This window comes from Paenibacillus sp. FSL R5-0517 (assembly GCF_037974355.1).
GTDB lineage: Bacteria > Bacillota > Bacilli > Paenibacillales > Paenibacillaceae > Paenibacillus.
Window position 1 is genome coordinate 1,396,546 of record NZ_CP150235.1, and the last position, 25,045, is coordinate 1,421,590.

At 46.6% G+C, this 25,045-nt stretch carries 23 protein-coding genes; 13 read left to right on the plus strand and 10 right to left on the minus strand.

Translation table 11 applies throughout. The features are described 5' to 3' along the window. Positions 1-74: 74 nt before the first annotated feature. The 5 genes from queE to MKX40_RS06090 all read right to left on the minus strand — a co-directional run bounded on the left by queE (position 75) and on the right by MKX40_RS06090 (position 3,730). Positions 75-848 (minus strand): 7-carboxy-7-deazaguanine synthase QueE, encoded by a 774-nt coding sequence (gene queE / locus MKX40_RS06070; RefSeq protein ID WP_339240190.1) that lies wholly within the window; start codon positions 846-848, stop codon positions 75-77. Continuing rightward, positions 841-1,332, minus strand: a complete 492-nt coding sequence (gene queD, locus MKX40_RS06075; protein ID WP_339240192.1) for a 6-carboxytetrahydropterin synthase QueD — start codon at positions 1,330-1,332, stop codon at positions 841-843. The genes queE and queD overlap by 8 nt, the downstream gene beginning before the upstream one ends. Further along, positions 1,329-2,009 carry a 7-cyano-7-deazaguanine synthase QueC gene (gene queC / locus MKX40_RS06080; RefSeq protein WP_339242944.1) on the minus strand — a complete coding sequence of 227 codons (681 nt, stop codon included), beginning with the start codon at positions 2,007-2,009 and terminating at the stop codon, positions 1,329-1,331. The genes queD and queC overlap by 4 nt, the downstream gene beginning before the upstream one ends. Before the next feature lie 543 nt (positions 2,010-2,552). Beyond that, on the minus strand, positions 2,553-3,257 hold the full coding sequence (locus MKX40_RS06085; protein WP_339240194.1) for an AIM24 family protein: 705 nt from the start codon (positions 3,255-3,257) through the stop codon (positions 2,553-2,555). Positions 3,258-3,274: 17 nt separating this feature from the next. Next, positions 3,275-3,730 (minus strand): hypothetical protein, encoded by a 456-nt coding sequence (locus MKX40_RS06090; RefSeq protein ID WP_339240195.1) that lies wholly within the window; start codon positions 3,728-3,730, stop codon positions 3,275-3,277. 331 nt (positions 3,731-4,061) lie between these two features. Between MKX40_RS06090 and MKX40_RS06095 the strand changes: the two genes are divergently transcribed. The 3 genes from MKX40_RS06095 (at position 4,062) to MKX40_RS06105 (ending at position 6,271) form a co-directional block, all read left to right on the plus strand. Next, positions 4,062-4,229 (plus strand): hypothetical protein, encoded by a 168-nt coding sequence (locus tag MKX40_RS06095; protein WP_339240196.1) that lies wholly within the window; start codon positions 4,062-4,064, stop codon positions 4,227-4,229. 207 nt (positions 4,230-4,436) lie between these two features. After that, the gene (locus MKX40_RS06100; RefSeq protein WP_339240198.1) at positions 4,437-5,141 is read left to right on the plus strand and encodes a hypothetical protein; all 705 of its coding nucleotides are present in this window, start codon (positions 4,437-4,439) and stop codon (positions 5,139-5,141) included. Between the two features lie 158 nt (positions 5,142-5,299). Further along, a complete protein-coding gene (locus MKX40_RS06105) occupies positions 5,300-6,271 on the plus strand; it encodes a WYL domain-containing protein (protein ID WP_339240201.1) in 972 nt (323 codons plus the stop codon). A 56-nt stretch (positions 6,272-6,327) separates the two neighbouring features. Here MKX40_RS06105 and MKX40_RS06110 read toward each other — a convergent pair whose 3' ends face one another. Next, positions 6,328-6,999, minus strand: a complete 672-nt coding sequence (locus MKX40_RS06110; RefSeq protein WP_339240204.1) for a 3'-5' exonuclease — start codon at positions 6,997-6,999, stop codon at positions 6,328-6,330. 426 nt (positions 7,000-7,425) lie between these two features. Between MKX40_RS06110 and MKX40_RS06115 the strand changes: the two genes are divergently transcribed. Both MKX40_RS06115 and MKX40_RS06120 read left to right on the plus strand, forming a co-directional pair. Continuing rightward, positions 7,426-9,372, plus strand: coding sequence for an FAD-dependent oxidoreductase (locus tag MKX40_RS06115; protein ID WP_339240206.1), 1,947 nt, complete (start codon positions 7,426-7,428; stop codon positions 9,370-9,372). A gap of 368 nt (positions 9,373-9,740) precedes the next feature. Then, on the plus strand, positions 9,741-11,525 hold the full coding sequence (locus tag MKX40_RS06120; protein ID WP_339240208.1) for a proline--tRNA ligase: 1,785 nt from the start codon (positions 9,741-9,743) through the stop codon (positions 11,523-11,525). Between the two features lie 609 nt (positions 11,526-12,134). Here MKX40_RS06120 and MKX40_RS06125 read toward each other — a convergent pair. The 3 genes from MKX40_RS06125 to MKX40_RS06135 form a co-directional block, all read right to left on the minus strand. After that, positions 12,135-13,934: a 5'-nucleotidase C-terminal domain-containing protein gene (locus MKX40_RS06125; protein WP_339240209.1), complete on the minus strand. Its 1,800-nt coding sequence runs from the start codon at positions 13,932-13,934 to the stop codon at positions 12,135-12,137. Positions 13,935-14,107: 173 nt separating this feature from the next. Then, positions 14,108-14,524 carry an ImmA/IrrE family metallo-endopeptidase gene (locus tag MKX40_RS06130; RefSeq protein ID WP_339240211.1) on the minus strand — a complete coding sequence of 139 codons (417 nt, stop codon included), beginning with the start codon at positions 14,522-14,524 and terminating at the stop codon, positions 14,108-14,110. A gap of 42 nt (positions 14,525-14,566) precedes the next feature. After that, positions 14,567-15,010, minus strand: coding sequence for a helix-turn-helix domain-containing protein (locus MKX40_RS06135; protein ID WP_339240212.1), 444 nt, complete (start codon positions 15,008-15,010; stop codon positions 14,567-14,569). Between the two features lie 882 nt (positions 15,011-15,892). On the opposite strand from MKX40_RS06135, the gene MKX40_RS06140 reads away from it, so the two are divergent. The 7 genes from MKX40_RS06140 to MKX40_RS06170 all read left to right on the plus strand — a co-directional run bounded on the left by MKX40_RS06140 (position 15,893) and on the right by MKX40_RS06170 (position 21,959). Then, positions 15,893-16,375, plus strand: a complete 483-nt coding sequence (locus tag MKX40_RS06140) for an ArpU family phage packaging/lysis transcriptional regulator (protein ID WP_017690187.1) — start codon at positions 15,893-15,895, stop codon at positions 16,373-16,375. A gap of 55 nt (positions 16,376-16,430) precedes the next feature. Further along, positions 16,431-18,149, plus strand: a complete 1,719-nt coding sequence (locus MKX40_RS06145; protein ID WP_339240213.1) for a GAF domain-containing sensor histidine kinase — start codon at positions 16,431-16,433, stop codon at positions 18,147-18,149. Positions 18,150-18,167: 18 nt separating this feature from the next. Further along, positions 18,168-18,902 carry a response regulator transcription factor gene (locus MKX40_RS06150; RefSeq protein WP_339240214.1) on the plus strand — a complete coding sequence of 245 codons (735 nt, stop codon included), beginning with the start codon at positions 18,168-18,170 and terminating at the stop codon, positions 18,900-18,902. Positions 18,903-19,091: 189 nt separating this feature from the next. Continuing rightward, the gene (locus tag MKX40_RS06155) at positions 19,092-19,667 is read left to right on the plus strand and encodes an NAD(P)H-dependent oxidoreductase (RefSeq protein WP_339240215.1); all 576 of its coding nucleotides are present in this window, start codon (positions 19,092-19,094) and stop codon (positions 19,665-19,667) included. A gap of 44 nt (positions 19,668-19,711) precedes the next feature. Then, on the plus strand, positions 19,712-20,170 hold the full coding sequence (locus MKX40_RS06160; protein ID WP_339240217.1) for a VOC family protein: 459 nt from the start codon (positions 19,712-19,714) through the stop codon (positions 20,168-20,170). After that, entirely contained in the window at positions 20,167-20,802 is a 636-nt protein-coding gene (locus MKX40_RS06165) for a VOC family protein (protein ID WP_339240219.1), read from the plus strand. Before MKX40_RS06160 ends, MKX40_RS06165 begins: the two co-directional genes overlap by 4 nt. A gap of 206 nt (positions 20,803-21,008) precedes the next feature. Beyond that, positions 21,009-21,959 (plus strand): hypothetical protein, encoded by a 951-nt coding sequence (locus MKX40_RS06170; protein WP_339240220.1) that lies wholly within the window; start codon positions 21,009-21,011, stop codon positions 21,957-21,959. Between the two features lie 107 nt (positions 21,960-22,066). On the opposite strand, the gene MKX40_RS06175 is transcribed toward MKX40_RS06170, so the two are convergent. Next, a complete protein-coding gene (locus tag MKX40_RS06175) occupies positions 22,067-22,549 on the minus strand; it encodes a hypothetical protein (protein WP_339240223.1) in 483 nt (160 codons plus the stop codon). 345 nt (positions 22,550-22,894) lie between these two features. On the opposite strand from MKX40_RS06175, the gene MKX40_RS06180 reads away from it, so the two are divergent. Then, positions 22,895-24,745, plus strand: a complete 1,851-nt coding sequence (locus MKX40_RS06180) for a DUF4127 family protein (protein ID WP_339240225.1) — start codon at positions 22,895-22,897, stop codon at positions 24,743-24,745. The last annotated feature ends 300 nt before the right edge of the window (positions 24,746-25,045 follow it).

A 25,045-nucleotide genomic window follows, 5' to 3' on the forward strand; every position in this document is an offset into this window, starting at 1 on the left:
GCCTGTTTAATTCTCTTCATTGTCTGAGGACATTTCGTTCTCGTCCATGCCGCCCATTCCACCCATACTGCCCATTAGACGCCGCGTTTGTTGCCCCATACCAACGTATGAAGCTGTGGAAGCACACGAACATCATTCAGGTCATCAGATGCACTGACTTGGTCAATCAGCCACTCATAACGAACAAGCAGTGAGGACGCCAGATCTGGCGTATCGGCGGAAGTCACATCCGGGTTCCCGGTTTGTAAAAATAGATCCGTGCCCGGATATCGTGCATGCACACGGCGGGCATAGCCCAGGTCTGTCTCATCGAAGATCACGATCTTCAGACTATGGCTTCGTTCTGCCGGGCCAGCGGCTAGCCGTCCGATCAGATCATCCAGCACGGACCAATCCGTGTCCATGCCGGAGCTGGGTGGCTTGGGCGAGACGGTGACTTCGTCAATGTCCGCCAGCCAAGGCTGCCAGCGGGAGCCCTGCGTCTCCACCGCGGTGCGGATGCCGTTCTCCCGCAGCAGGGCAACCAACCCGCCCAGCGAAGCGAGCAGGGCGGGATTACCGCCGGAGATGGTGACATGGGAGAAACGCGTGCCGCCAACGCGGCGCAATTCTTCCCATACGCCCTCCGGCGTAATCATCTGGATCTGGTCCTTGCCACTGCCGTCCCAGGTAAAGGCCGAGTCGCACCAGGAGCAGCGATAATCGCAACCCGCGGTGCGAACAAACATCGTTTTTTGCCCGATGACCATGCCTTCGCCTTGAACCGTCGGACCAAAAATCTCCATCACAGGGATGCGAGCCTCTTGGTTACGTTCACGCGACGGCCCATGTTCTACAACACTACTCATCAATCATCCACTCCCGTCTCGCTTCCGCGTAACTGGTTGGTGTCTCGAAGAGCCTTACAAACTCTGTCCGTCCGCCGTCGGTTAGCCCAACATATGGCTCTGTCTGAAGCGCATGTTCCATCTGTTCGAACAGCCAAACGACCATATTTTCAGCCGTTGTATTCATTAAAGGAAGTGACTCGTTGAGGTACTGATGATCCAGATAACCCTCAATCTGAGTTTTCCATATATCCTTGATATGTCCAAAATCAACTGTCAGCCCGGTTTCACCCGGATAACCGCTGATGCCAAATATCACTTTATACGTATGACCGTGCAAGTTCTTGCACTTGCCTTCATAACAATGCAGATGATGTGCCGCGTCAAAGGTGAATTCTTTGCTTACAAGCACACGTTTACGGTGATAGCGCAGCTGGGTGGGTAGAATATCTTCACCTATTCGTTGCAGATGCTCCACAATACGGAATGTTCCCGGCTCTCTCATCGTACATCCACTCCCGCCGATTCAGCAGCAGCACCTTGCTGTACATAACGATCCAGTCCGGCTTTGCGCAGTTTGCAAGCAGGGCATTCTCCGCATCCATCGCCAATTACGCCGTTATAACAGGTCAGGGTACGCTCACGCACATATTCGAAGGCACCGAGATCATCTGCCATCTTCCACGTTTGGGCTTTGTCCAGCCACATGAGCGGCGTATGAATGACAAATGGGTAGTCCATCGAGAGATTAAGTGTCACATTCATTGACTTTACAAATGAATCCCGGCAATCCGGGTATCCGCTGAAATCCGTCTCACATACACCTGTAACCAGGTGACGAGCTCCTTTTTGTTTGGCCATAATGGCTGCAAAGCTGAGGAACAACAGATTCCGTCCATCCACAAATGTACTTGGCAGTTCGCCTTCTTCATGTGTAATTTCAACATCCGTGCGCGTGAGGGCATTGGGTGCAAGCTGGTTTAACAGGCTCATATCGAGAACCGTTTGCTGCACGCCCAGATCGCGAGCGATCTCGGAAGCACATTCAATCTCCAGCTTGTGGCGCTGACCGTAATCAAACGTAACAACCTCGACTTCGGCAAACTGTTGTTTGGCCCAGAACAGACACGTGGTGCTATCCTGACCGCCGCTGAATACAACGACTGCTTTTTCTTCGTTCAACATAAAAAAACCTCTCTATCTTCTTGAGATCAAACCATGCACGAAGGCATAGAGTGTCGGAAGAACAGAGAAGTTCATGAACTGGCATCCATCAAAAAACACACCTTCTCAATAACCGCTTCAAAAAAAGCAGCCATGAGCAAGTGTCCTTAGTTTTTTACGTACATTACGATAAGTAACGTGTACGCAAGACTTATACTGACCATCACAAGGTCAAGTCTTATAGAGGGAGTTCGCGAACCTCTCCCATGCCGTAGGGCGTGTCTCAAAACTCGCTGAAGTGCATCTTTTACCACCTTTTCGCCCCATTCTGCGTCACTTTCCCTTGACGTGCCCCGGCACGCCTGCGGAAAACTTCCTTGCTTGGAACGAAAATTCGGCAAAATCTGCTTCCTTCGGAGTTCTCAGACACGCCCTATGGCACGGATTTTCTTCTTCAATTGTCTGAACCATTATAACATGAAACCGCGTGGTGACCACCCCACTTGAGCACAGTGGCAGTTAATCGGTTGGCTTCATTAACTAACGGTCTATTTGATATGTTTATTTGATCAGTACATTCCCGAAAGGGATCACTTCTTTCAGAATTCGTTTGAACAGACCCTCATCGTTGAGATCCTGTTCCAACCGACGATTCTCACGTCCAGCCTGAAAGAGTACAGATCCATGTCCTGTCATCTTCCAATGATAATTCATATGCTGACTGGCAAGGTTGTTACCATATACCGTGAGTTCCAGATGTGCATTCTCGGGATAGGCAATGATGCTACCGGCATCCACATACAGCGGTGCTGTTGGGTGAAGTTCCTGTTGGCAGACCTGGCCTTGAGTGAGCAATCCGATTTTACCTCTGCCGGAAAATTTCATTTTCACTGCATCACGGGTGATCAGCATGTTTTTGATTTTTTGGATTTTGGTATGCATCGTTACACCATCCGAGTAGAAGAACAGGTGGCGGAAATCATAGAGCAGATCACTGTCCTCCGTGAGCTCCACTTCCTTCATGGTGAATCCGGGAGGCAGGGCAGCCACAAATTGGCAAGGTCCGGTAATTTCAGATTTAATCAGCTTTTTCTTGCGATATATGCCTGTAATATTCATGAATTTATCATTGCGGCTCCCACTTGGACCGCGGAAGGCCACTATTTGCTGTGGATGCAGAATATGAAGGCGGTCATCTTTAATCAGTGAAAATGTGACGACTTGTCCAGTTCCGCCTGCTTCAGCATGGTTCAGGTGTATGTTCATGCAGTTGCTCCTGTCTTTTATACTCGGCCTGAACGGCGACGCATTCCCCAACGCATCACACGAATCAGAACAAAATAACCCAATATGAGAGAAACGACAGTGATGATCATCGTCTGAATTCGTTTGCTGGCAGCCACTCTGGCATTCTGGTCATCTTGCAATTTGCTTACCATTTCAGTAAGTTTCTGGTTCTGAGCCAGTAGCTGTTCGTTCTGGGTCTTAAATGCTTCGACATTGGCCTGAGCTTGTCCCAGCTGAGCGGATGTTTGATTCAATTGCTCCATGGTTTGTTTGTAACTTTCCTGCAGAGCGTTCACTTCTCCAGGCAATTCGGAGACTCGCTCCCAGCCGCTATATATATCCGTAAAAATATTGGCACTGGCTGCATTTGCTGTCGAAGCGATCGAAACGGTAAATAGAATGCATGTGGTGAATAACACCCGAATGAAATAACCCTGAATGGATTTTGGCATCGTTAACACCTCTTTCTTCGGTTAGATCGAGCAATCGCCGAAATCGTCGTCTATTGTTGAAATACGGCTCTTACATTATACGTCAAAATCGGGACGATGGGTTCAAGATGATATCGTTTTATTACCCGAAATATTTAAAATGATTTAGGAACAGGGCTGTTTAGCATATAAATCTGTGGGGTAATAGAACGATAGGCAAGCACACCGGACCGTTTTAACAGAACTTTTACTTCAGTTCCGGGTGCATGCTATTCACAAATACGCAATTTAATGAACGATACCAATATATCCGATTGAATATAAGATCGCGAACATGAAGGAGTAGAAACATATGTATACGACAGATCAGAACACATCAACCAAAACAATTATGATCACTGTTAACGGAGAGCCAGTAGGGCGTAAGCTGGTCATTGACAGTGTCACCTATGCTCCGGTAACCCAAGCAGATGGTGCACATTATTTACACAAAATGGGAATCGATCACCCTACAGTTTAATTTGGGACTTGTCATAGATAAAGGATTGAAAAGCTTGGCATAGTGCCAGGCTTTTTCGTCGTTTATTGTCGTATTCAGGCGGATTTGGGGATGAGAAAATAATATATTGGAAAAATTTAATGGGAACATGTGTTCCGTGACAATATAGTGTCCATTCACCCTGATAACTTAGAAGATAATACACATAAATCGGGGGAGAGACTACCAGTGAACTCAGTCTTTGAAGTATCTTATTCGTGGAATAAAGAGGCCATACCGACAGGGGGAGCCGACCCCGTATATATGATGGTAGAGTGGCGTAACGGTGCCCCTGCCAAAAGACTTAGGAAAATAGCACCCAAAATTGTATCAAGAGATTTGGAACTTTTGCTCAAACCGGAATATGGGGTGCAGCTCAAAGGCATCTATGGATGTCGCTCCAAAGAAACAGATATTGGTTGGTTACTCAGGCTTGGTGATGTATACAAAGGGGAGAGCAAACAAATTTTGCTTGAATTCGTCATGGGACCCCGGGTATCCGGAAAAGCAGCGGTATGTTCAGCCTACTGGAGCACAAGGAAGTTGAAGCAAAGTCAACGCGTATTGTTACGAAGAGAGCAGTTGTATATTCAGTACACCAGTCATCTCGGCATGCTGAGACAGCCGGAAGATCCGAAGGTGGAAAAGACCATTAAGTTAAGTGAAACTGTACCGTTGATCAAGCAAGCCTTACGTGCCTATGAAAGGGGCCGGGTTCAAGAGGGGAGTCATATGTTGCGTCGTCATGCAGATGCGCTGTTAATTGAAGCCGCACGCAAGCAGGATCTGGATTATTACACAGAAGCCGAGATCGTTGAGAAGCTGCGTTGTCATTATGAAATCACGTTTACAACCGGATATCATGACCGTGAACAAAAGATATTAGGCGAATAGGGTTGATTTCAGATGGTTACGGTATAGAGAGAACGAGTCTACATATGTTTTGAAGGTGAAGTTTAGGAGAAGGTCGAATGTATGTATCAATATCATATTAAACTATGGATGGAGTTGTATCAAATTTATTGAAACAACATCGTGGAGGGTCCGGCAAAATGACAGACCGACTAATCCGATTAATGCGCATTATCACGCTGGTACAAGCCAAGCCAGGCATTCTGGCGCGTGAGCTTGCCCAGCGATGCGAGACGACGGAAAGGACGATATACCGCGACATGGAGGCCCTCAGTGCAATGCATATCCCGATCGCCAATATGGGACACGGACAAGGGTACATGTTTATCAGCAATTTTGCCATGTATCCGCTTAATTGGTCTGATGAAGAAGCCCAAGCTTTCATGCATCTTGCTGAAGTTATGGAGAATATTCGTCCTTTGCTGAAACCTGCTTTTGAGAGCGCGTATGAGAAAGTGGTTGCTTCGAGTCAGAAAAACAAAACAGAACGTGTGGAATGGTCGGAGCAAATAAGTGGATTATTCAAAGTGGGATTGCCCGTATGGCAACATGAAAATAATGATTCACAGAACCAATCCCTGATTACCCTGCTTCAGGCAGGAATCTCACAGAACACTATTGAAGCGGAGTATCTGTCTCAAGGAAAAAAAGGAATTGTACGCATAGATCCTTACTGTCTTATCCCGCAAGAATACAGATTTGAGCTGTTAGGGTATTGTCATATGTCGGAGAAACTTCGAATATTTCAGGTGAGCCGGCTGCTAAGGATACGGATCTTGCCGCGTACGTTTCGAAAAGAGGACTATCTCATACAATCACACTTCCGCATTCCTTGGGCATATGAGGGAAGTACGGAGTGGACTGCGTTCAAAATTCGATTTGCACCCCATGCTGTGGAGCGTGTAATGCAGGAACAATTCTATATACGCCCCATCTTAACCATAGAAACGGAAGGTAGCCTGTTATTTGAAGCCATTTTAAGTGACGTTGAGGAGTTTCTCGTATGGATATCCAAATATGGACCTGATGCGGAGATCCTCGAACCAGAGATATGCCGCATCAAGATGAAAGAACGCCTGAATTATTGGCAGCAAATGTACAATAGAAGTTGAGATTAGAAGGCTCCTATTCTATCGCAACACACGATTAGGCACCGTGCTGTGGAGAGCTACTCTTTGAATTTGAACAGGTTTGCCAGGTTGCCAAACGGAGATTCTTTCTCTTCATCTTCTGTAGAGCTGGAATAGACAACCTTGGATGCAATGCCTTCATCATCGGCTGCACAGTTATTTTCCAGCGTGAATCGGTCGAATTGATGCATGAATACCTTGGCTGTATTGATGGCATCATCCAATGCGCGGTGCTGGGTACCATCGAATTCAATGCCACAGATTTCAAGAGCCTGAGCGAGACCGAGTTGACGGAACTTGCCTTCTTTGCGAACGGTGCGCGACCATTGTTGCTGGAGATCGTTATGATTGGTGATCCAGGCCACATCCAGTTGATGGGTACGACAATGAGAGATCAGTTTGCTGCGGTCGTCGGGTCCCCAGGAACACATGTAATAGGGGTCACTTCCCATCCAGGCAATGAATTGATTCAATGCTGCCGGAAAAAGTGGGGCTGCATCAATATCTTTCTGTGTGATGCCTGTAAACTGAATCGTGTCAGTGGACAGAACGGATTTGTTGGAAGGACGAACATACGTATGGAACGTGTCCGTAACGGCCAATCCATCCGCACTTTCCGTAACTTTGACGGCGCCGATATCAATGATTTCAGAAGAATAGCGAGTATTGCGGCTTACCGTGAATTCAAGATCATATATGATATATGGCATAGGACAAGCTCCTTTATCGATTAATACCTGTGGTAGATTTCTATTTCTCTATATTACAGGGAACATGCTTCCATGTCAGCCATCGCCAGAGAATTCATTGTAGTCAGGATGAACGAACTGTTTGAATGTTTAATCATCTAACAGATGCATTTCCGGTTTTGGTAAGTCTTTACTTCGCAAAAAGTGGTCGTTATAATGAGTGGAGTTAGGGGCTTTCCTATATATTGGTCTGTATTTATGGCAACATAAAAGTAGAATTATTATCAAAACTTCCTAACACAGTTTGAAATGTTGGGAAGTTTTTTTGTTATTTATGCCTATTCATGCAGGAAAGGAGAGAAATTAGTCGGTTGTTGGTATAACATAGGAAAACTGCTTCACGAGTTCGTATTATTGAATTTACAGTACATATGGAGGTTTGTTTCTTTGATTAGCAGAAAAAGGAAAATAACAGCAATCACAGCTAGTGTGTTTGTTGTGTTAATGAGCGCTGCTTATGGTGCATTTTATATTTGGAACAAGAATTATAAATTTAATAATAATTATGTATGGCAGCCACTGGAGAACGTAGAATCTACATTAACCTTGAAAGATTCCTATAACGTGATTGTAGCTGGAACGGACCCTGAAGGTATTACCGCTGCCTTATCAGCTGCTCGTAATGGGATGCGTGTGTTACTGGTGGAAGCCAGAGATCGCAACATGTTGGGCGGATTGTTAACCGAGGGAGGCCTTAATACGCTGGATCTAAATTATTCCCCTGAACAACCGCAGTTATTGAGTAGTTTGCGACAGCCTGATTTTTTGAACAAGGGCATTTTCCAGGAATGGTTTGACCAGATCGAGGGCAGTTCTTTTGATACCCATACAGCAGCTAACGTTTTCTATCGGATGGTTCGTTCTGAACCTAATATTGACCTGTTGATGAACGCGAAGGAATTAGTTCCTCTTACTGAACAATCTACGGGAGATCACACGACAATAACGGGGATGAGCATAACGAAAGAAGACGGAACAACGGTTCAGATATCAACCCGCTCCATTATTGATGCGACGCAAGATGCGGATATTGCAGCCGCTGCAGGAGTTCCATACTCCATCGGTAGACAAGATATTGGAGATGGTAAATCCAAAATGGTCTCTACGCTCGTATTCAAGCTAAGCGGTGTTACAGATGAGGTATGGCAAAAGTTTAGGGAAAGAGAGGGAACCGGGGTTGATAAGATGAGTGCTTGGGGATACGGTGATGCTCGAAAATATGAATCCTCCAATCCACAACATATTAAGATTCGTAGTCTGAATATTGGAAGACAAAATGATGATACAATCTTGGTTAACACGATGCAGATTTTTGGGGTAGACCCGTTAGATCCCATATCTGTGAAAGAAGGTTTGGAGATCGGGAATAAAGAAGCCCCACGAATTGTTGATTTTCTGAAGAAAAATTATGATGAATTCGCAGGGCTGCAATATGCTGGGACAGCGAATGAGCTTTATGTGAGGGAGTCACGTCACATCTATGGCGAGTATCGATTAACTTTAGCGGATGTCATGGAAAATCGTGATCATTGGGATGCCATTGGATACGGTTCATACGATATTGATATTCAGAGCACGAGTGTTGGAAATGCCGGCACGATTATGTTAAGCCCGATTCAATATGGTGTACCTTTTCGTTCTCTTGTTCCGCTAAAGGTGGATGGTATGCTTGTCGTCGGACGTGCAGCAAGTTATGATACAATCCCACATGGTAGTGCGAGAGTTGTACCGCTGGGAATGGCAGAGGGAGAAGCGGCAGGAGCGGCGGTCAAACTGGCCTACGTCCATAAGGAGTCCTTCCGAGAACTCTCAGCTTCTGAAGAGAGAGCATCTGAATTACGCAAAATGCTGGAAAAACAGGGTATGGATCTAAAGGTACATCATTTCGAACAGCCTAAGTATATGGAACATAAGGATTACAAGGGATTGCTGGCTGCCACGAGTATGTATATGACTTCAGGCAATTATAATAACGATGGTTGGGAACTGGATAAAGGAATGAATCCGGAACGATTTTTAAGTAAATTGAAAAGAATGCAGTCGATGTTCCCAGAAGCCTACACCGGCAGTGCCGATCAAGCTCTGGCCACTATGGAGAATGCCTCAAGTCTACCTTTAACGTTGGATCAGGCTGCGTATATGTTATGTCTGGCAATGGGATCTGCAGAAGCTGAAACTTCACTTGAAGATGCACTTGCTCAATTACAAACGCAAAACTTTATAAGTGACGACACACTTGCTGGCATTGCTGACAAGAACAATCTTACCAATGGGGATGCGTTTATGCTCATTCGTGATGTAGTGGAATATTATTCAGGCGTTGTATTTGGTTAAGTTGGTTGACAATTACTTGTAAATGAACTAATGTGGTCAAAAATGATAACAGCGTTATAACGAGGACATGATTGTGCAAGCCAGCTTCAACAGAGAGGGGACAGTATGGTGTAAGGTTCCTGTAGCTGCTTCCTAATTCCTACCTCGCGAGCTGCGGAAGAGAATACTCATTCAGGGTTGCAACATCCGCCGGCAGGGCCCGTTATGCCCCGTAGGACTGCATTTTACAGATCGCATAGGTTGCGAACGGATGATTATGCAGTTAAACAAGGGTGGTACCACGACACATTCGTCCCTTGACGGATGTGTCTTTTTGCTGTTTACACGCCGTATTTTGATAATAAAAAAGAAGATTGGGAGTGGTCCAGATGCGTCAAAGTGAAATGTTTGTTCCAACATTACGTGAAGCGCCAGCGGAGGCAGATGCGGCAGGACATCGCTGGTTACTGCGCTCCGGTATGATTCGCCAACTGGCAGCAGGAATCTACAGTTACCTGCCTCTTGGACGCCGTATATTGTTGAACGTTGAACGGATCGTTCGAGAAGAGATGGATCGTGCCGGTTGTCAGGAAGTATTACTGCCGATTATGCAGCCAGCCGAACTGTGGGAAGAGTCCGGAAGGTACACCCAGTATGGTCCTGAATTAATGCGTCTAAAGGATCGTCATGCAAGGGAGTTTGCTCTTGGACCAACACATGAAGAAGTGGTAACTGCGTTAGCGCGGGATGAGGTGAACTCGTATCGTAAGCTGCCATTCACGCTGTACCAGATCGGAACCAAGTTCCGGGATGAACGCCGTCCTCGATTTGGATTGCTGCGCGGTCGTGAATTTATCATGAAAGATGCGTACTCCTTTGCTTCCGATTGGGAAGAACTTGATCGTACCTATCAGGCGATGAATACAGCTTACAGTCGCATTTTGGAACGTTGTGGTCTGGACTATATCCGTGTCGAGGCGGACGCAGGAACGATTGGCGGTCAGGGGGAGACACACGAGTTCATGGCTCTTGCTGATGTGGGTGAGGACACGATTGTCACCTGCAAACATTGTGGATATGCCGCAAATCTGGAGAAAGCTGATTATCAGACTTCAGAAGATACGGAGAAAAAAGAAGGGAGCTTGGAAGTTCCAGTCGACTCTGCCAGTGCAGACTCCGCTCTTCAAGCGGATGAACATTCAGGAGCGGAAAGCGTAGTACGCATCTCGACACCTGGCGTTCGTACGATTACAGAGTTAAGCGCCTTTGTGGGCGAAGCTGCTAATCATATGATCAAAACACTACTTTATCTGGCAGACGGTCGGCTCGTTGCTGCCCTTGTACGTGGAGATCATGAACTGAATGATATCGCATTGAAGCAGGTGTTGGGTGCAGAGGAACTGATCCTTGCAGACGATGCAGCCATTGCAGCACATCCGAGTCTGAAGGTCGGTTTTCTGGGTCCGATTGGACTGAATCTGCCGATGGTAGTGGACGCTGACGTGGCAGTGATGAAGAGTGCAATCACAGGAGCCAATGAAGTGGATATGCATATTTCCGGTGTACGCCCAGGCATTGATTTTGCATTGGAGCGAGTAGAACGAATCCGTTTTGCTGCTGAAGGGGATGCTTGTCCAACATGTGGCTCACCACTTGGTTTTACCAAAGGCATTGAGGTTGGACACATTTTCAAATTGGGAACGAAATATAGTGATGCCATGGGTGCTTCATTCCTGGATCGTAATGGTCGCCAGTGCGCGCCAGTCATGGGGTGTTACGGCATTGGCGTATCCCGCCTGATGGCTGCTATAGCTGAGCAGTATGCAGGAGATGAAGGCATACGATGGCCTGCGACTGTGGCGCCATATGATGTGCATCTGATTCCGGTAAGCTGGAAGGATGAGCAGCAGCGTCAACTCACGCTGGAACTGGAACAACAATTGGTCGAGGGTGGTTTCACTGTATTAGTCGATGACCGGGACGAACGACCAGGTGTGAAATTCAAGGATGCGGAGCTAATCGGATTGCCTGTACAGATCGTGATTGGCCGAGGAGCAGCAGAAGGACAGGTTGAACTGGGATCACACGCCCTTGCTGCATCAGGTGAATCGAAGCGAATCTCGTTAACGGCCCAGGAAGCCGTGTGTTATGTGAAGGAACAGCTCACTTCCTAGATCTATTTGGCTAATGATATAAGTTCATATAGTAGTACCGAATATCATGCGGTCGATCATTTTGATTGCCAAAATTCCAATTCGAGTATGAAAAAGAGGGCTATAGACATATAAATAGGCGAGATTGTAGTTGTTGTATCAGACGAAATAACTAAATGGGGATCGTTGTATTCAGTATACAAATGGTTTTATGATTAAGGAATTCGAGATCATCATGCTCAGGGCGGATTGATGTGCAAGTATGCAATTTTGAGAAGACAGAGATGTCGAAATCAAATGTATAATAACCGCATGAATACAGTAATTTTGGAGAATTTTTATATAGTTCGGTATCGAAGGCACGTGATAAACTTGGTCCGTAAAGTCCATGCAGGGATTTATTTTTACTTCAAATGATTGTCAAGATCAGCAGGATATGTCCACGGGAAATGTTCAACATAACTGATATGGGTGGATGTTTAACAACAGATATTAAAAAATGGAATAGAAAAAAAGGGAGTCCCTTAACCAGTAATCTGGCTTGAGGGACTCCCTTTTTGTTATGGCAAGATAGATTCGTGATGTAATTGAACCATATCAGCGGTCACGCCTATACGCACTTTGCTGAGCTTAAGAAGCTGCAGGCAATTTCAATTGTTGACCTGGATAAATCCAGTGTGGATTTTTGATATTGTTCAGCTTTTGCAATGCCTGCCAAGTTGTGCCGTATTGTTTGGAGATAGAGTACAGGGAATCCCCAGATTTCACAACATGCAGTTTCGCTGGAGCTGGTTTGCTTGGGGTTGGTTTAACCGGTTTTTCCGGTTTTGGTGTTTCTGGTTGTGGCTTGGTTGGAGCTGGTGTTTCTGTTGCCGGAGTTTCCGGCTCTACTGCAGGTTTTTTCGCTTCACTGATCCGACCATCTGTTTTGATGTTAACTGCGCCAAGCTTCTGCATGTAATTGATCAATGCTTCGTCCAGCGCGCCATACATACCTGTTGTTGGGTATTTGGCAAACATGGTGTATTCGTCACCACCAACAGCTGTGAAATCATTGGTTGCCAGCGTGTATGTGGCTTCCGGATCAAGGGCTTTATCACCAACAGTCACGGAATGTACACGGCTACCTTCAGCAGCGGAAGCGTCGATTTTGAACTTGATTCCAGATACTTGCGGGAATCCACCGCTTGGTTCCGGATAGGAGGCTACACCGACTTCAAGGGCTGCCAGGATATCGGACCCCTTCACTTCAAGAGTTACCACTTGATTACCAAAAGGAAGCACTGTGATGATATCACCTTTGGTTACGACACCTTGCTCAATGGAAGAACGGATACCCCCACCGTTAGTCAGTGCGATATCGGCATTGCTGACATCACGAATGGCATCTGCAAGCAGGTCACCCAGGTTAGTTTCACCTGCACGTACTTGTTCACGTTTACCATCCAGCAGTATAGCTGTATTGGCTACTTCTTCTTTCAAAATCGGTTCTTGTTCTTTTTGAATGGAGTTTACGAGAGTTGCAACTTTCTCATTCGGTTTGATGTCTTTTGCTTCCGTTTCATCAATTAGAGTTGCTTGTTTCTTCGTTACTTTACCACCGTCTACCCACAGATCGATGACACCCACATAATTGGTGTATTCCCCTGCACTTGCAATCAATGTTCCATTATCGGATACAAGACCATCTTGCAGTACAGTGTGGCTGTGACCATCAATGAATACATCGATGCCAGGAACTTCTTTAACGACTTTGAAACTAGTATCCGTGCTGGATGCGTCTTGTCCAAGGTGTCCCAAGACAACAACAACATCTACTTTGCTGCGAATTTCGTTTACCAGAACTTTGGCTTCCGCAGATGGATCTGTAATATCAAGACCTTCTACGTTTTTCGGATTCGTTTTGTACAACGTTTCCGGTGTAGTCAAAGCGATGATACCGATCTTCACGCCATCCACCTCTTTGATGAGGTAAGGATCAAAGAGTCGTGTTCCGTCTTTTTTCTTCACGTTGGCACTCAGCATGGGGAAGTTCATCATGTCTGCCAGTTCAATCAGGCGATCCGAACCATAGTTGAATTCGTGGTTACCCGGTACGATGGCCTGGTATCCCATTTCATTCATGACTTTTACGATGCTCTCACCATTTACGAGAGTGGCAAAAGTTGTACCATGTACAGCATCTCCGGCATCCAGCAGGAGTGTGTTCGGGTTTTCGCTACGATATTTGTCAGCGATTCCAGCTACTTTGGCAAAACCCATGGCAGGTGAAGATTCAACTGCACGGGCATGCGTATCATTCGTATGTAGAATGGTAATGTGTTTGCCTGTGCCCGGAGTGGTGTCCGTTGCAGCCGCGGCAATACCTACACTGCCAAACAGCAAACAGACCGTTAGCAGAAGTGAAACGTAATTCTTCCAGATTTTCATATGAATCCGATACCTCCCCAAATAATAATCTACTAGAGCGTTTACATAGCTCAAATAGTATTTTAACAGACTATTATTAGGAAATCTCGCGAATCACGTAAAAATAAGTAACCTGAAAGTGACATGTTTAAATTGGTATTGGTAAAAATAATCTCCGCAAAGAACGTATGTTCTTAAATGGTGTAAAAAAAATGCTGCACTTCACGCGGCAGTCCGGTACGTAAACAAAATTTCTCCAAAGATTCATCCGGTTCAGGCATTACCCCGGAGGTTAGTAACTGAATGGCAAAACGGTTAGCCTGTCTTTCCAGCTTGCCTGGAGCAAAATAGGAATGTTCCTCCAGAAAGAATCGATTAATCCCTTTATGAAGCCGGTCATGGCCAAGCTCATGGGCGCACACGAACCGTTGCCATTCCGGCGGCAAATCATTGTGTATGACGATAAACCTGCGCCGGAGCTTGCGGAAGTACAGCCCCTTGGTGGATTTCCCCAAATTGGTGAAACGAATCTGTATTCCAACCGCGCGGGCAATGCTGAAAGGGCAGTTGGTCCGGTGTTTTCGAATCAGCTTTGTTACGATATCATCCATATGATCTCACCTGCTGCTTCATTAAATTCAGTTCGTCGTGCCTCATGGGCGATTGTCCGATTCGTCTGTCTTTTTGCGTTTGTTCATCTGTTTGGCTTCCCAGAACAGACCTGTCAGTACATCCTTAATTCGTTTCTTGTCATCTTCATCAAGTGGAATGCCGTCAAACATCAGATCATCATCGTCCTCCAGCATCTTTTTGAAATCACGACGGTCTTTGTATGTAGCCCATTCCGGTACTTCCTGAAGTTCAGTGGCACTCCCTGGTTCGATATAACCAGCCTGTTTCATCATCTCTGTATAAGGCACCGAGAGTGCATCTGAAATCTTGCGGATAGTTGCTGGTTTCGGCACACCCCGGACCCCATTTTCAATACGTGAAATCTGTGAGTTACTTATTCCGGCTGCTTCGGCGAGCTGATTGATGCTGTATCCCTGTTGCTCGCGCAGTTGTTTCATATAAGGACCAAAAGCGTGCTCCACCATGTATGCCAACTCCTTCGATTCGTACAAGTGCTTGGAATTAATATTAAGAAGAAAGGTGAATGCGACAACCCTAAAACTCTGCGGGTGCGCCGTTCCGGATTCGGATCGTTCTTTTGATCGCTGTTATCCCCGGATTTCCTATATCCCTTTCCTAAAGGGTGAAATCCGTTGCTAAAGGCGAACGTTTTGCTTCTTCAGAATCGATTCCGTCTCCTCCACTACGTTGGCTCTTGGTAAGTGCATTAACACATATTTCAAAGGCATCTTCTTAATATTAAAAATCAAATGACTTATACGGAAGTTCATTAATTAAACAGTACTATAACGTATATATACCATTAGGTAAAGGGATATGAAACAATTATGCCAAAAGGCATAGGAAATGAGAGCGAAGGTTTTATTTTATCGTCAAAATGAACCAAAATGAAGGTTTACTCCGATCTCCAGAAAGTGGTATCCTCAAATAGAAATACGAACACCATACGAACAAAATGTAACATTGACACAGGTTGGAGTTTAAGAAACCACCCTTTGAAGAAGGGAATTCCCCGGATTATACCGATTTGGAGTGATTCCAAAAGGCAACAGCGGGAAATTGAAAAAATGTCGTTATTATTTCAGAGATCTGGATAACTCTAATAAAGATGAGAGCATGAGGGTTTAACTTTTATAGAATGAATTTTAAGGTACGCAAGAACGAAGAGGGCAGAAAAAAGCTGGAGAAGCGAAGTGTTCGCCTTTATCACTGGATTTCCACTTTTGAAAATATAATCAAAGAAATCCGGGGATAACAGCGATCGGAAGGTTATTCTGTCATCAGAGTGAATATGCGAAGCTACTAGACTTTCATTCTATACCTAATGTTAAAGGAGGAAGATAAATATGGAATTGATGCTGCCCGAATTGGACCGACGCAAAACGCAAACGGCTGTTGAAGCTGCGCTGGAGAAATATCGAATCTATAAAACGATTGCATTTGAAGAACGAGAGGTTATGGTGACGGCAAGTTATGCCGAGCGTTTCCACGGTGCAACCAATGTGACGGGGGATTCCACGGCACGAACGGCGATCTATAATGTGGATGTGCAGCGAGCGCGTCAGGCATACTGCGATACGATTGATTTTGTGGTGTCCCGCCTGAGTGAAAAGGAACGTGTTCTCGTATGCGAACGATATCTGAAAGACGATGATGTGTTTGATTATAAAGTGTATAACCATGTGTTTGATCCGCCTGTCAGCAAGGACACGTATACGAAGATTCGTACGCGTGCTTTCTACAAAATGGCGCTGGCTCTATCAGATCGAGGACTAATTAATATGGAGCCGTTGTCTGTGTCCCGCAAGGAGCGGCAGAAGCTGGGCTAAGTTATCGATTGAAGAAGTTGAACCTTTAATATCCAAGGTGGATTGGTTACAATAATTGAACAAACCACAGTTGGCATTAGCCAAAGGAGAGAAGTCTGTCATGTCGGAAGAAGTCGGAATGCAGGAAATGGTCACGCTGAAGACAATCGCAGAAACGCTCAATACGTCCAATGATCTGAACCTCATGCTGGATACCGTGGTCGGCAAATTACTGGAGTTGACCGGATTAACAGCAGGCTGGATGTTTCTGATTAATGAACGTGGAGACTATGCCTGTGTTTCGGATTACAATCTGCCCCCGGCATTACTGCGTAAAGATAAAGAGCCCATGCGAACGGGTACTTGCTGGTGTGTGAACCGCTTCAGGGACGGTCGTCTGAATCATGCGGTCAACATCATTAACTGTAAACGGTTGGAGGATGCCGTGGAATTCCAATGGGGAGATACCCATGATATTACCCACCATGCGACCGTTCCGCTGCGGTCAGGTGATAAAATGCTGGGCTTGCTCAACGTGGCTGCGCCAGCCAAGGAACATTTTAGCGATAGTGAACTGGCACTGTTACAGGGCGTCGCGTACCAGATTGGTAGTGCGATGGATCGGATGAGATTGTATCGTGCGGAGCAGCAGCGAGCTGATCTGTATGCCAAGCTAGGGGAGTTTAGCACGGCCTTGGGCCTTGCGGTGAACGAATGCAGCAATTCGGATGCCTTTTCTGTAAAAGTTGTACAGCTGCTTGGACAGCATTATGACTGGCCTTTTGCCGCAATCATTCAGCAGAAAAACGGAATGTTCGTTTTGCAGGCGGTGTATGCAGACGATAAGGTTCGAACATTATCCAGTGCGCTGGTATCCTCGGAAGCGGCAAACCACATGAACCGGGTAATCCATAGTCACCGTGCCACATCTCTGTCTGCAATAGAGGCGGCTGAGATACTTAGTCTATGCGAGCCTGACCAGACGATGAATTCCATTGCCTCGGGAATGGCTGTTCCCCTCCCGTATCATACGCCAGGGGAAACGGGAGTTCTGGTGATCGGAATAGGAACAGGAACAGCAGGTCCTGTACAGGCAGACCATGAAGTGCTGGAAGCATTGGCTGAGCATATTGCGGCTGCATGGGAGAGTCTGAAGCTGGCGGAGAATCGCCGAGAACTGGCACGACTGGAAGAGAGAAACCGGTTGGCACGTGATCTTCATGATTCGGTTAATCAGATTCTATTTTCACTATCGTTAACTGCTAAAGGTGCGGAAAGTATGTTGACAGCATCCGAACAGGCCCACCCGGCAGCGGAAGCGATGAAGGATATTCGGACTTTGTCTCAGGAGGCTCTTAAGGAAATGCGCGCATTAATTATGCAGCTACGTCCTGCAGGACTGGAAGCAGGGCTACTCCATGCGTTACAGGAATACGGTACCAGCCAAGGTCTTCAAGTGGTGATGAATCGGACGGGAATACGGTCTTTACCGCGTAATATAGAAGAAGCATTATGGCGAATTGGGCAGGAAGCGCTGAATAATATACGGAAACACGCGGATGTTCCTTCTGCTGAGGTCAGCCTCAAGTTAAGTGAGCATGAAGTGGTGTTCACCGTTGCAGATCACGGAATAGGCGGTGCGCAAAGGCCAAAGACATCGTCTGGAAATTCACTTGGCCTGTCCATTATGAAGGAACGGGCCGAATCGCTTGGGGGCAGGTTGGAGATAGTTAGTTCTTCCCGCAAGGGAACAACAGTAACGGCAGTCATTCCACTTCCGTTCGAATCCGTATAAAGTCAGGGGGGAGAAGAGATGCCGATTACGATTTTGCTCGCAGATGATCATGCGATGGTGAGACGAGGACTGCACGTTTTTTTGAGCACACAGCAAGACATGGAGGTTGTTGGTGAAGCATCGAACGGACAAGAAGCTCTGACGCAGGCGGAAGCGTTAAAACCCGACGTGGTATTAATGGATCTGCATATGCCGGTCATGGACGGAATCGAAACAGCTAGACGGCTGCGTACACTAATGCCAACAACCCGAATCATAGTGCTCACCTCGTTTTCCGATCAGGATCATGTGGTTCCTGCTGTGCGCGCTGGGGTGCAAGGATATCTGCTCAAGGATATTGAACCAGAGGACCTGGCTGTGGCCATTCGTAATGTGCATGCGGGTCAGGTGGAATTACATCCTGCTGCTGCAGGTCAATTGATGCATGTGATGGCTTCATCCGATGGGTCGATGAGCGAACAGTTATCAAAGCAAATACCGTCAGATCAGTCGGCGGACACTCTACATCCAGAGCTGAAGCAGGTGGAGCAAACAACGCAAACATCTTCTGGCGGTCCGGATATGCTCACTCGCCGTGAACAAGAGGTCTTAGGATTGATTGCTCAAGGGCTGAGCAACAAGGAAATTGCGGTTCAATTGGTCATTACCGAAAAAACGGTCAAAACCCATGTCAGTCATCTGCTCGACAAACTGGGGTTGGCGGATCGGACACAAGCGGCTCTTCATGCGTTAAGAAATGGCTGGGTCGTCTGACCATTTCCGACATATCTTCATACTTAAGTCGTATAAACTCAACCTAAAGGTTGAGTTTTTTTGGTATTCAAGTTAAGTCTATCTGCTGACGAATTGAATGCGGAAAAAAGGTAAGATAAGGATAGTCAAAGACGGATCGGTTGAAGGAACGTTAGCGTTTGAATCCAAAAACCAAGGAGAGTGACATGAATGAATATTGTTATTTTGGCAGGCAGCAATCGGAATAATGCAACCAGTACACGTCTGGGAGAGTATGCGGTGGAGATTATTCGGGGTCAAGGACATCAGGCCAGCCTGTTTGACCTGTATAAGTCACCGCTCCCATTCTACGCACCAGATGAGAAACAAGCGGATCACGAACATCTGGCAGACCTGAACACGCGAATGCTTGCTGCGGACGCAATCATCCTGTCTACTCCGGAGTATCACGGCAGTATTAGCGGTGTGCTCAAAAATGCACTGGATCACCTGAGTCAGGCTCATTTCAGCGGCAAACCCGTCTTGTCCATTAGCTCCTCCGGCGGAGCAGTGGGGGTAAGTTCGCTTTTACAACTGCAAGCGATTGTCCGTAATCTGCATGGCATTAATGCACAAGAGTGGATCTCCATTGGGGGTGCACAGCGCAGACGATTCGAAGCGACATTTGACGGATATGAAGAATACGAAGGCAGTCAGGATATAGAGGACCGGGTGCAGCGGGTTATTGGATCGTTTTTGAATCTGGCCCAGACGTTAACGAATGCGCGGAATGCATCCACGAGTTAAGAAAGAATGAAGAAAAGGCGAAAATGGAAAAGAGGTTGAGCATCATGATTACAGGCATATTTGAAACACATCTAAACGTGACGGATCTGGAGAGATCCCATCATTTCTATGAAACGGTCTTGGGTTTACTTCATGCCTATGGGCAGAAAGAACGCGGAAACTCCTTCTACTGGATAGGTGGAAAAGGCAATGCCATGCTGGGATTGTGGCAAAAGGAACCTTCCAAGGTGCAGCGTCAGCACTTTGCTTTTCAAGTATCTCTCGAGGATATGAAACATGCGGTGGCTCACTTGGAGAATAAAGGGATCAAGACACGCAACTTCCTGGATGATGATATCGGTGAACTGTACGTCTTTGGCTGGATGCCTGCAGTATCTGTATATTTTAACGACCCGGATGGTCATTCGCTTGAATTCATCGCCATGCTCCCCGATGAAGCGAAGCCTGAACTTGGCATGGTGCCATGGAGTGAGTGGGAGAAGATGCAGGGGCGAAGCGTATGATCATCGAAGAATTACAGTTATACACAACTCGGCTGGAGGAGCTCAAGCATTTTTATAGTGTTACGTTAGGCATGGAGGTGTCCAACGAGACGGATCAGGCCTTCCACCTTCAGGTTGGATCGACCAGGATGATATTCAAACAGTGTGAGACGGATCATGAGCCCTTCTATCATGTGGCCTGGATGATTCCGACGAATCGATTCAAAGAAGCGAAACAGTGGGCTGCATCCCGTGTTGTTTTAAGCAAGGAAGGGGAGCAGGATGAGATGTACTCTACGAATTGGAACTCTCATTCTCTCTATTTCGAAGATCCGGCAGGTAATATTATCGAGCTGATTGCTCATCATCGTATTCAGAACGAGAGAGATCATAACTTCTCTGCGAAAGACATCGTACAGGTATGTGAGGTTGGATTGGTGTCGGATGATGTTCTGTCTACGGTGAATGAGCTTCAGCAGATGGGACTCACGCGCTGGGGGGAGGTTAGTGAAACCTTTGCTCCTGTAGGAGATGTACATGGTTTATTTATTGTGGTGAAGAAGGAGCGGACGTGGTTTTTCTCTACGCAAAAAGCACAGATCTATCCACTGGAAGTATCCATCCGTGACGTGGGCAAGCTTCGAATAGGCTAAACTTTGCATTCCGGGTCAAAACGGGCATATGTGGAGCAATTCCATCATGTTATAGAAGTAAACGCTTTATTTATTAACCAGAATATATAAGTTGAACTACATTTACACGATAACAGAGAGGACAGAAGAAACCTGAAAAAGCGAAGCCGAAAGCTTTCTGAAAGAAAGCCACTTCGTAATACAGATGATGAAGGGTGGTGGCAAGCTTGGATCGACGTTTGTTGGAAGAAGGATTATCGATTATCGTTTCCAGTCGGGAACGTACAGGAGATCTGTGGCACGCCCATTATGGGGCGGGTGCGATTGCGGCATATTTTTGGGTGCGGGAAAATCGTCTCACTGCCCTTGCCGCCGGCAGTGTTACCGCCGAAGCAAAAGCCATGCTTCGCCAGCATGGAATCAGCCCTGGTCAGACCTCTCCAATAGGTGAGATGATGCCCAGGGAAGATGCCGAAGCGTGTATTACGGACGCATTGGATCGAACCATTGGAGAGCTGCACTGGGTTGGACACCAGGCCATCTACGGGGCAATCAGTCTGAAAGCCATTCGCGAACTGGATGGATGGGGCACTGCGGAGGATATTGGTCGGCTGGTTGAACTGATCGATTCATTCGATCGAACCATTCCGGGGAGATCCTGGATGAACACAACGATGAAAGAAATTCGCAGTCTGAAGCCAGAGAAAAGTGATGGTTTCCCCGAGATCGAAGATCCAGTTCAGTTGTCACGTCTGATTCTGGATGAACTTGGTGCGTTCCAAACGATCTATCACGCGGAAGCGCATCATGACCTGATTGGTCATATGCTGACTTACGGACATGCGCTTAACATATTATATGAACTGGGTTATCCGGCATTATTCCACAAAGGCATCCCGCCATTCCTTACCATGGTGAAGGCATTACGATTAAGCCGAGATGTGGATATTGAACAGGCGATGCCGACATTGCAATCACCTGTAGATCTACTGCCACTAGCACGAGCGGAACGGTCGGTGGCGTTGCCCCATGAACTGGAATATTGGCTCACCGATAGACGTTCCCGTGACTGGAACGGAGGTCATGTATTCAAATTCCCGTTCAGCTTCTATCATCATGCGAAGAACGGGGAGCCCGTACCAGAAACATGGGAGAACTTTCGTTATATCATCGCGTGAGATGAAACATACATTTTACAAGGGGTGTCCGTCAGTCAGGAGTTTGACGGAGGACATCCTTTTTGGCATTATTCTGTTCTACTGAATCATCGGCAGGCTGTATCTTTTTAACGAGGCCAAATTTCAAGGATAAACAGGATCAGAATGACTCGGGACACCAACATGTATGGCGATTTTCGTATAGGCTGACGTGCTGCCCATATACCCCAGGAACTCATAAGTGCAATACTCCCCCAGAACATCCATAAGGAGATGCCTTCGGGTGTAAATAGAAAGGACAGCTGGGGCAGTCCCCTGTTGCCAGCCCCAAGAAGAACAGTGGTCATATAGACGAGGACAAGGAAAAACAACTCGAAGAGCAGGGTTTGCAGCCAGAAATAATAGATGTTGAACACTCGTAGCACGATGACTGTAATCAGGATAAACAGGATACCAACGGATAAGAATGTTGCCGCGGTCCATCCAATGAGAGATGTTGTTATAACATCTGTTTCCTGATATAAGATGTACATCGCCAACGCATACATAGCGGGGCCCGCCATATAACTGGTGACAGCAATCCAAAGATAGAAGAAATACCTTTTCTTCATGGTCATATTCATCCTTTATTGTTCGTAGAATTTGAAAACTGCTTACGTCATATAAACATCAACAGGATGGGTTTGGTTGGGTTATCGATAGGAATTCCTCACAATAAATCGGCTTCTAACCGCCATAGAGACGACCACATTCAGGCGTAATTCATCCCGATTACCATCTGCACGAGTGGGCAAAGGCGGTAAAATGGTATTATCGGATCAGCAGCAAGGCAGACAACACTGACAGCTCATACGCTAAAGTACAGACCGGCCATGGGGCCGGTTTTTTAATTCGGTGATTGTTCCCTTGCCCTGATCGGGTAATAAGACTAAACAGATGACAGGAGGCTACGTGATATGAAAACAGTATTGTATGTTCCACTGGATGATCGTCCAGCGAATCTGGATGATGTGATTGTGCAAGGGAAAGCAGCCGGTATCCATATCGTTACACCGAACCTGAGTGATATTAAGAATCGTCTGGACTCGGAGAAAACCGTAGATGGCACAACGCTGCTCGGTACCTCCACGCCGGTTTATGGAAAACCATCCAAGATTCACGACTTTATTCTGAAACATGCTGCCAAGGTCGACGGATTCATTATCTCATCCGATATGCTCGCCTATGGCGGTCTGATTGGCAGTCGTCAGCTTCGTGAAGATGGGGGAGGCACCTATCCTGAATACGATGGAGAAACCACTCGTTTGCTGGATGTAATCCGCGTGATTAAGCAAAAATATCCACGTAAACCTGTGTTCGTAATGGATACCATCATGCGTCTGGCTACAACCTCTTTTGCAGATGGTTTGGCACTAGATGCATATAATGAGTCCCGTGCGTTGATGCAGCAGCCGCGTCAGACATACACCGAATTTGAAGATATTATTCAAGGTTATAACCTGTCCCCGGATGGAGTGGAATATGGGACAACGACCTATTTTGATAAAGAACAGTATTACAATACAAGACAGCATAAATTCAAAACAAATCTGTACATTTTGGATCAGCTGGCTCGCTCAGGTTATATCGATTTCCTCGCCGTGGGTGTCGACGATGCCAACACGCAGGGTGTTCAGATTAATGAAATCAACTATGTAGAAGCACGAATCAATGAATGGCTCAGTGGAACCAATGGACAAAATCCGGATCGTGCCATCATCTTGCCGGATGCGGATGGTCTGGGGCACGCTTTGGTTGCTCGCATGGCTAACCAGTTGTTCCGAGGCGGGGCGAAGACACGTTACGCCGTGAAATATTTTGGTCCTCACGGCAATACGATCATTAACACATATGAATACATGGACGTACACGAGAATGTGGTTCGTCACGTGGATATTGTGGGCGGTGTGCTTGTGGCGGATTCGGCATATCCTGAACCGGAGGTGGTGACGGATCCGATGACTAGTGTGGATAATGAACAGCTGGTGGCTGTATCGGTCGAGCAAGTTGTTCCATTTGATATGGCTTCCGAACTGGATCGTATGACCAAGGGTCATCCGGGAGTTTCCGGAGAGAACACAGCCGTCGACATCGAGATTATTGCGATTACCGCTCTGGATCAGGTGCAGGCTGCGTTGGAGCAGTTGACGCTGAATGGGGAGCAAGGCCTGCCTTCGGTGTTAATTGATTTTGTGGGAAAAGGTCCAGCGAATGTTGATGTTGCTGAAGCGTTGCTGAGCAGTCCATATACCGGACGGGTGTTGGGATACAGTGCTTGGAATACACCGGGCAACAAGATCGGTATTGCCGTAGGTATGGGGCAGTCCAGGTACGCGTTGATCACCACAGAGAAGCATGAGCATAAATTGCGAGATGCAATGAATGCACATGGCTCACTGTTGTTTAAACGTTTCCTGAAGGATTATTACTATAAAGCGGTAGCGATTGCAGAGATTCGCACGTATTCCCGAGCTCACGCGTTGTATACCAATGTGGCTACTCTTTCAGATCAAAATATGTTGCTGTTCAACTCGGAGGAAGATTATGCCCATCTGCAAACATTGCTCCGTGATCTGATGCAAACTTATACCACGGCGCTTGCGAATAAGACAGCCTTCCAGACAGGCAATGTGGCGATTAAGCAGATCTGTAATGACGAATTGTCCTATGCCACGTATGCTAGTGCACTGTTGGAATATGCGAATCCCGATTTCATCTGGGGCCGTGCGTTTGAGATTACGTTGAACCCGAAGGTTACTTTGAACTAAGGTTTGAAATAGTAGAACGCGTTATGTCGTCTTTTTTCCACCCGAACGACTCCCTTTATCGCACCGAAGTCGTACGGAACACCATCCGCGCTAGGGATGAAAGGGTATAAGATTGTATTATCGGATCAATAACAAGGGACGCACCGAAAGCACATACGCTAATGTACAGACCGGCCAAATGGCCGGTCTTTTTGATGCGGTGAATTAGTCCCGGTACTGGTTCGATCGGAATACAGACTCTGAGTTCAAAGGGGGAGTCTACTGCTGCTGCATTGTCGCTGCACGGTGTGGGCAGATCTC

Coding starts and splice junctions, on each gene's coding strand:
- queE (WP_339240190.1), bottom strand. CDS start 848: ATGAGTAGTGTTGTAGAACATGGGCCGTCGCGTGAACGTAACCAAGAG.
- queD (WP_339240192.1), bottom strand. CDS start 1,332: ATGAGAGAGCCGGGAACATTCCGTATTGTGGAGCATCTGCAACGAATA.
- MKX40_RS06085 (WP_339240194.1), bottom strand. CDS start 3,257: ATGAACATACACCTGAACCATGCTGAAGCAGGCGGAACTGGACAAGTC.
- MKX40_RS06090 (WP_339240195.1), bottom strand. CDS start 3,730: ATGCCAAAATCCATTCAGGGTTATTTCATTCGGGTGTTATTCACCACA.
- MKX40_RS06095 (WP_339240196.1), top strand. CDS start 4,062: ATGTATACGACAGATCAGAACACATCAACCAAAACAATTATGATCACT.
- MKX40_RS06105 (WP_339240201.1), top strand. CDS start 5,300: ATGACAGACCGACTAATCCGATTAATGCGCATTATCACGCTGGTACAA.
- MKX40_RS06110 (WP_339240204.1), bottom strand. CDS start 6,999: ATGCCATATATCATATATGATCTTGAATTCACGGTAAGCCGCAATACT.
- MKX40_RS06120 (WP_339240208.1), top strand. CDS start 9,741: ATGCGTCAAAGTGAAATGTTTGTTCCAACATTACGTGAAGCGCCAGCG.
- MKX40_RS06125 (WP_339240209.1), bottom strand. CDS start 13,934: ATGAAAATCTGGAAGAATTACGTTTCACTTCTGCTAACGGTCTGTTTG.
- MKX40_RS06130 (WP_339240211.1), bottom strand. CDS start 14,524: ATGGATGATATCGTAACAAAGCTGATTCGAAAACACCGGACCAACTGC.
- MKX40_RS06135 (WP_339240212.1), bottom strand. CDS start 15,010: ATGGTGGAGCACGCTTTTGGTCCTTATATGAAACAACTGCGCGAGCAA.
- MKX40_RS06140 (WP_017690187.1), top strand. CDS start 15,893: ATGGAATTGATGCTGCCCGAATTGGACCGACGCAAAACGCAAACGGCT.
- MKX40_RS06150 (WP_339240214.1), top strand. CDS start 18,168: ATGCCGATTACGATTTTGCTCGCAGATGATCATGCGATGGTGAGACGA.
- MKX40_RS06155 (WP_339240215.1), top strand. CDS start 19,092: ATGAATATTGTTATTTTGGCAGGCAGCAATCGGAATAATGCAACCAGT.
- MKX40_RS06160 (WP_339240217.1), top strand. CDS start 19,712: ATGATTACAGGCATATTTGAAACACATCTAAACGTGACGGATCTGGAG.
- MKX40_RS06165 (WP_339240219.1), top strand. CDS start 20,167: ATGATCATCGAAGAATTACAGTTATACACAACTCGGCTGGAGGAGCTC.
- MKX40_RS06175 (WP_339240223.1), bottom strand. CDS start 22,549: ATGAAGAAAAGGTATTTCTTCTATCTTTGGATTGCTGTCACCAGTTAT.
- MKX40_RS06180 (WP_339240225.1), top strand. CDS start 22,895: ATGAAAACAGTATTGTATGTTCCACTGGATGATCGTCCAGCGAATCTG.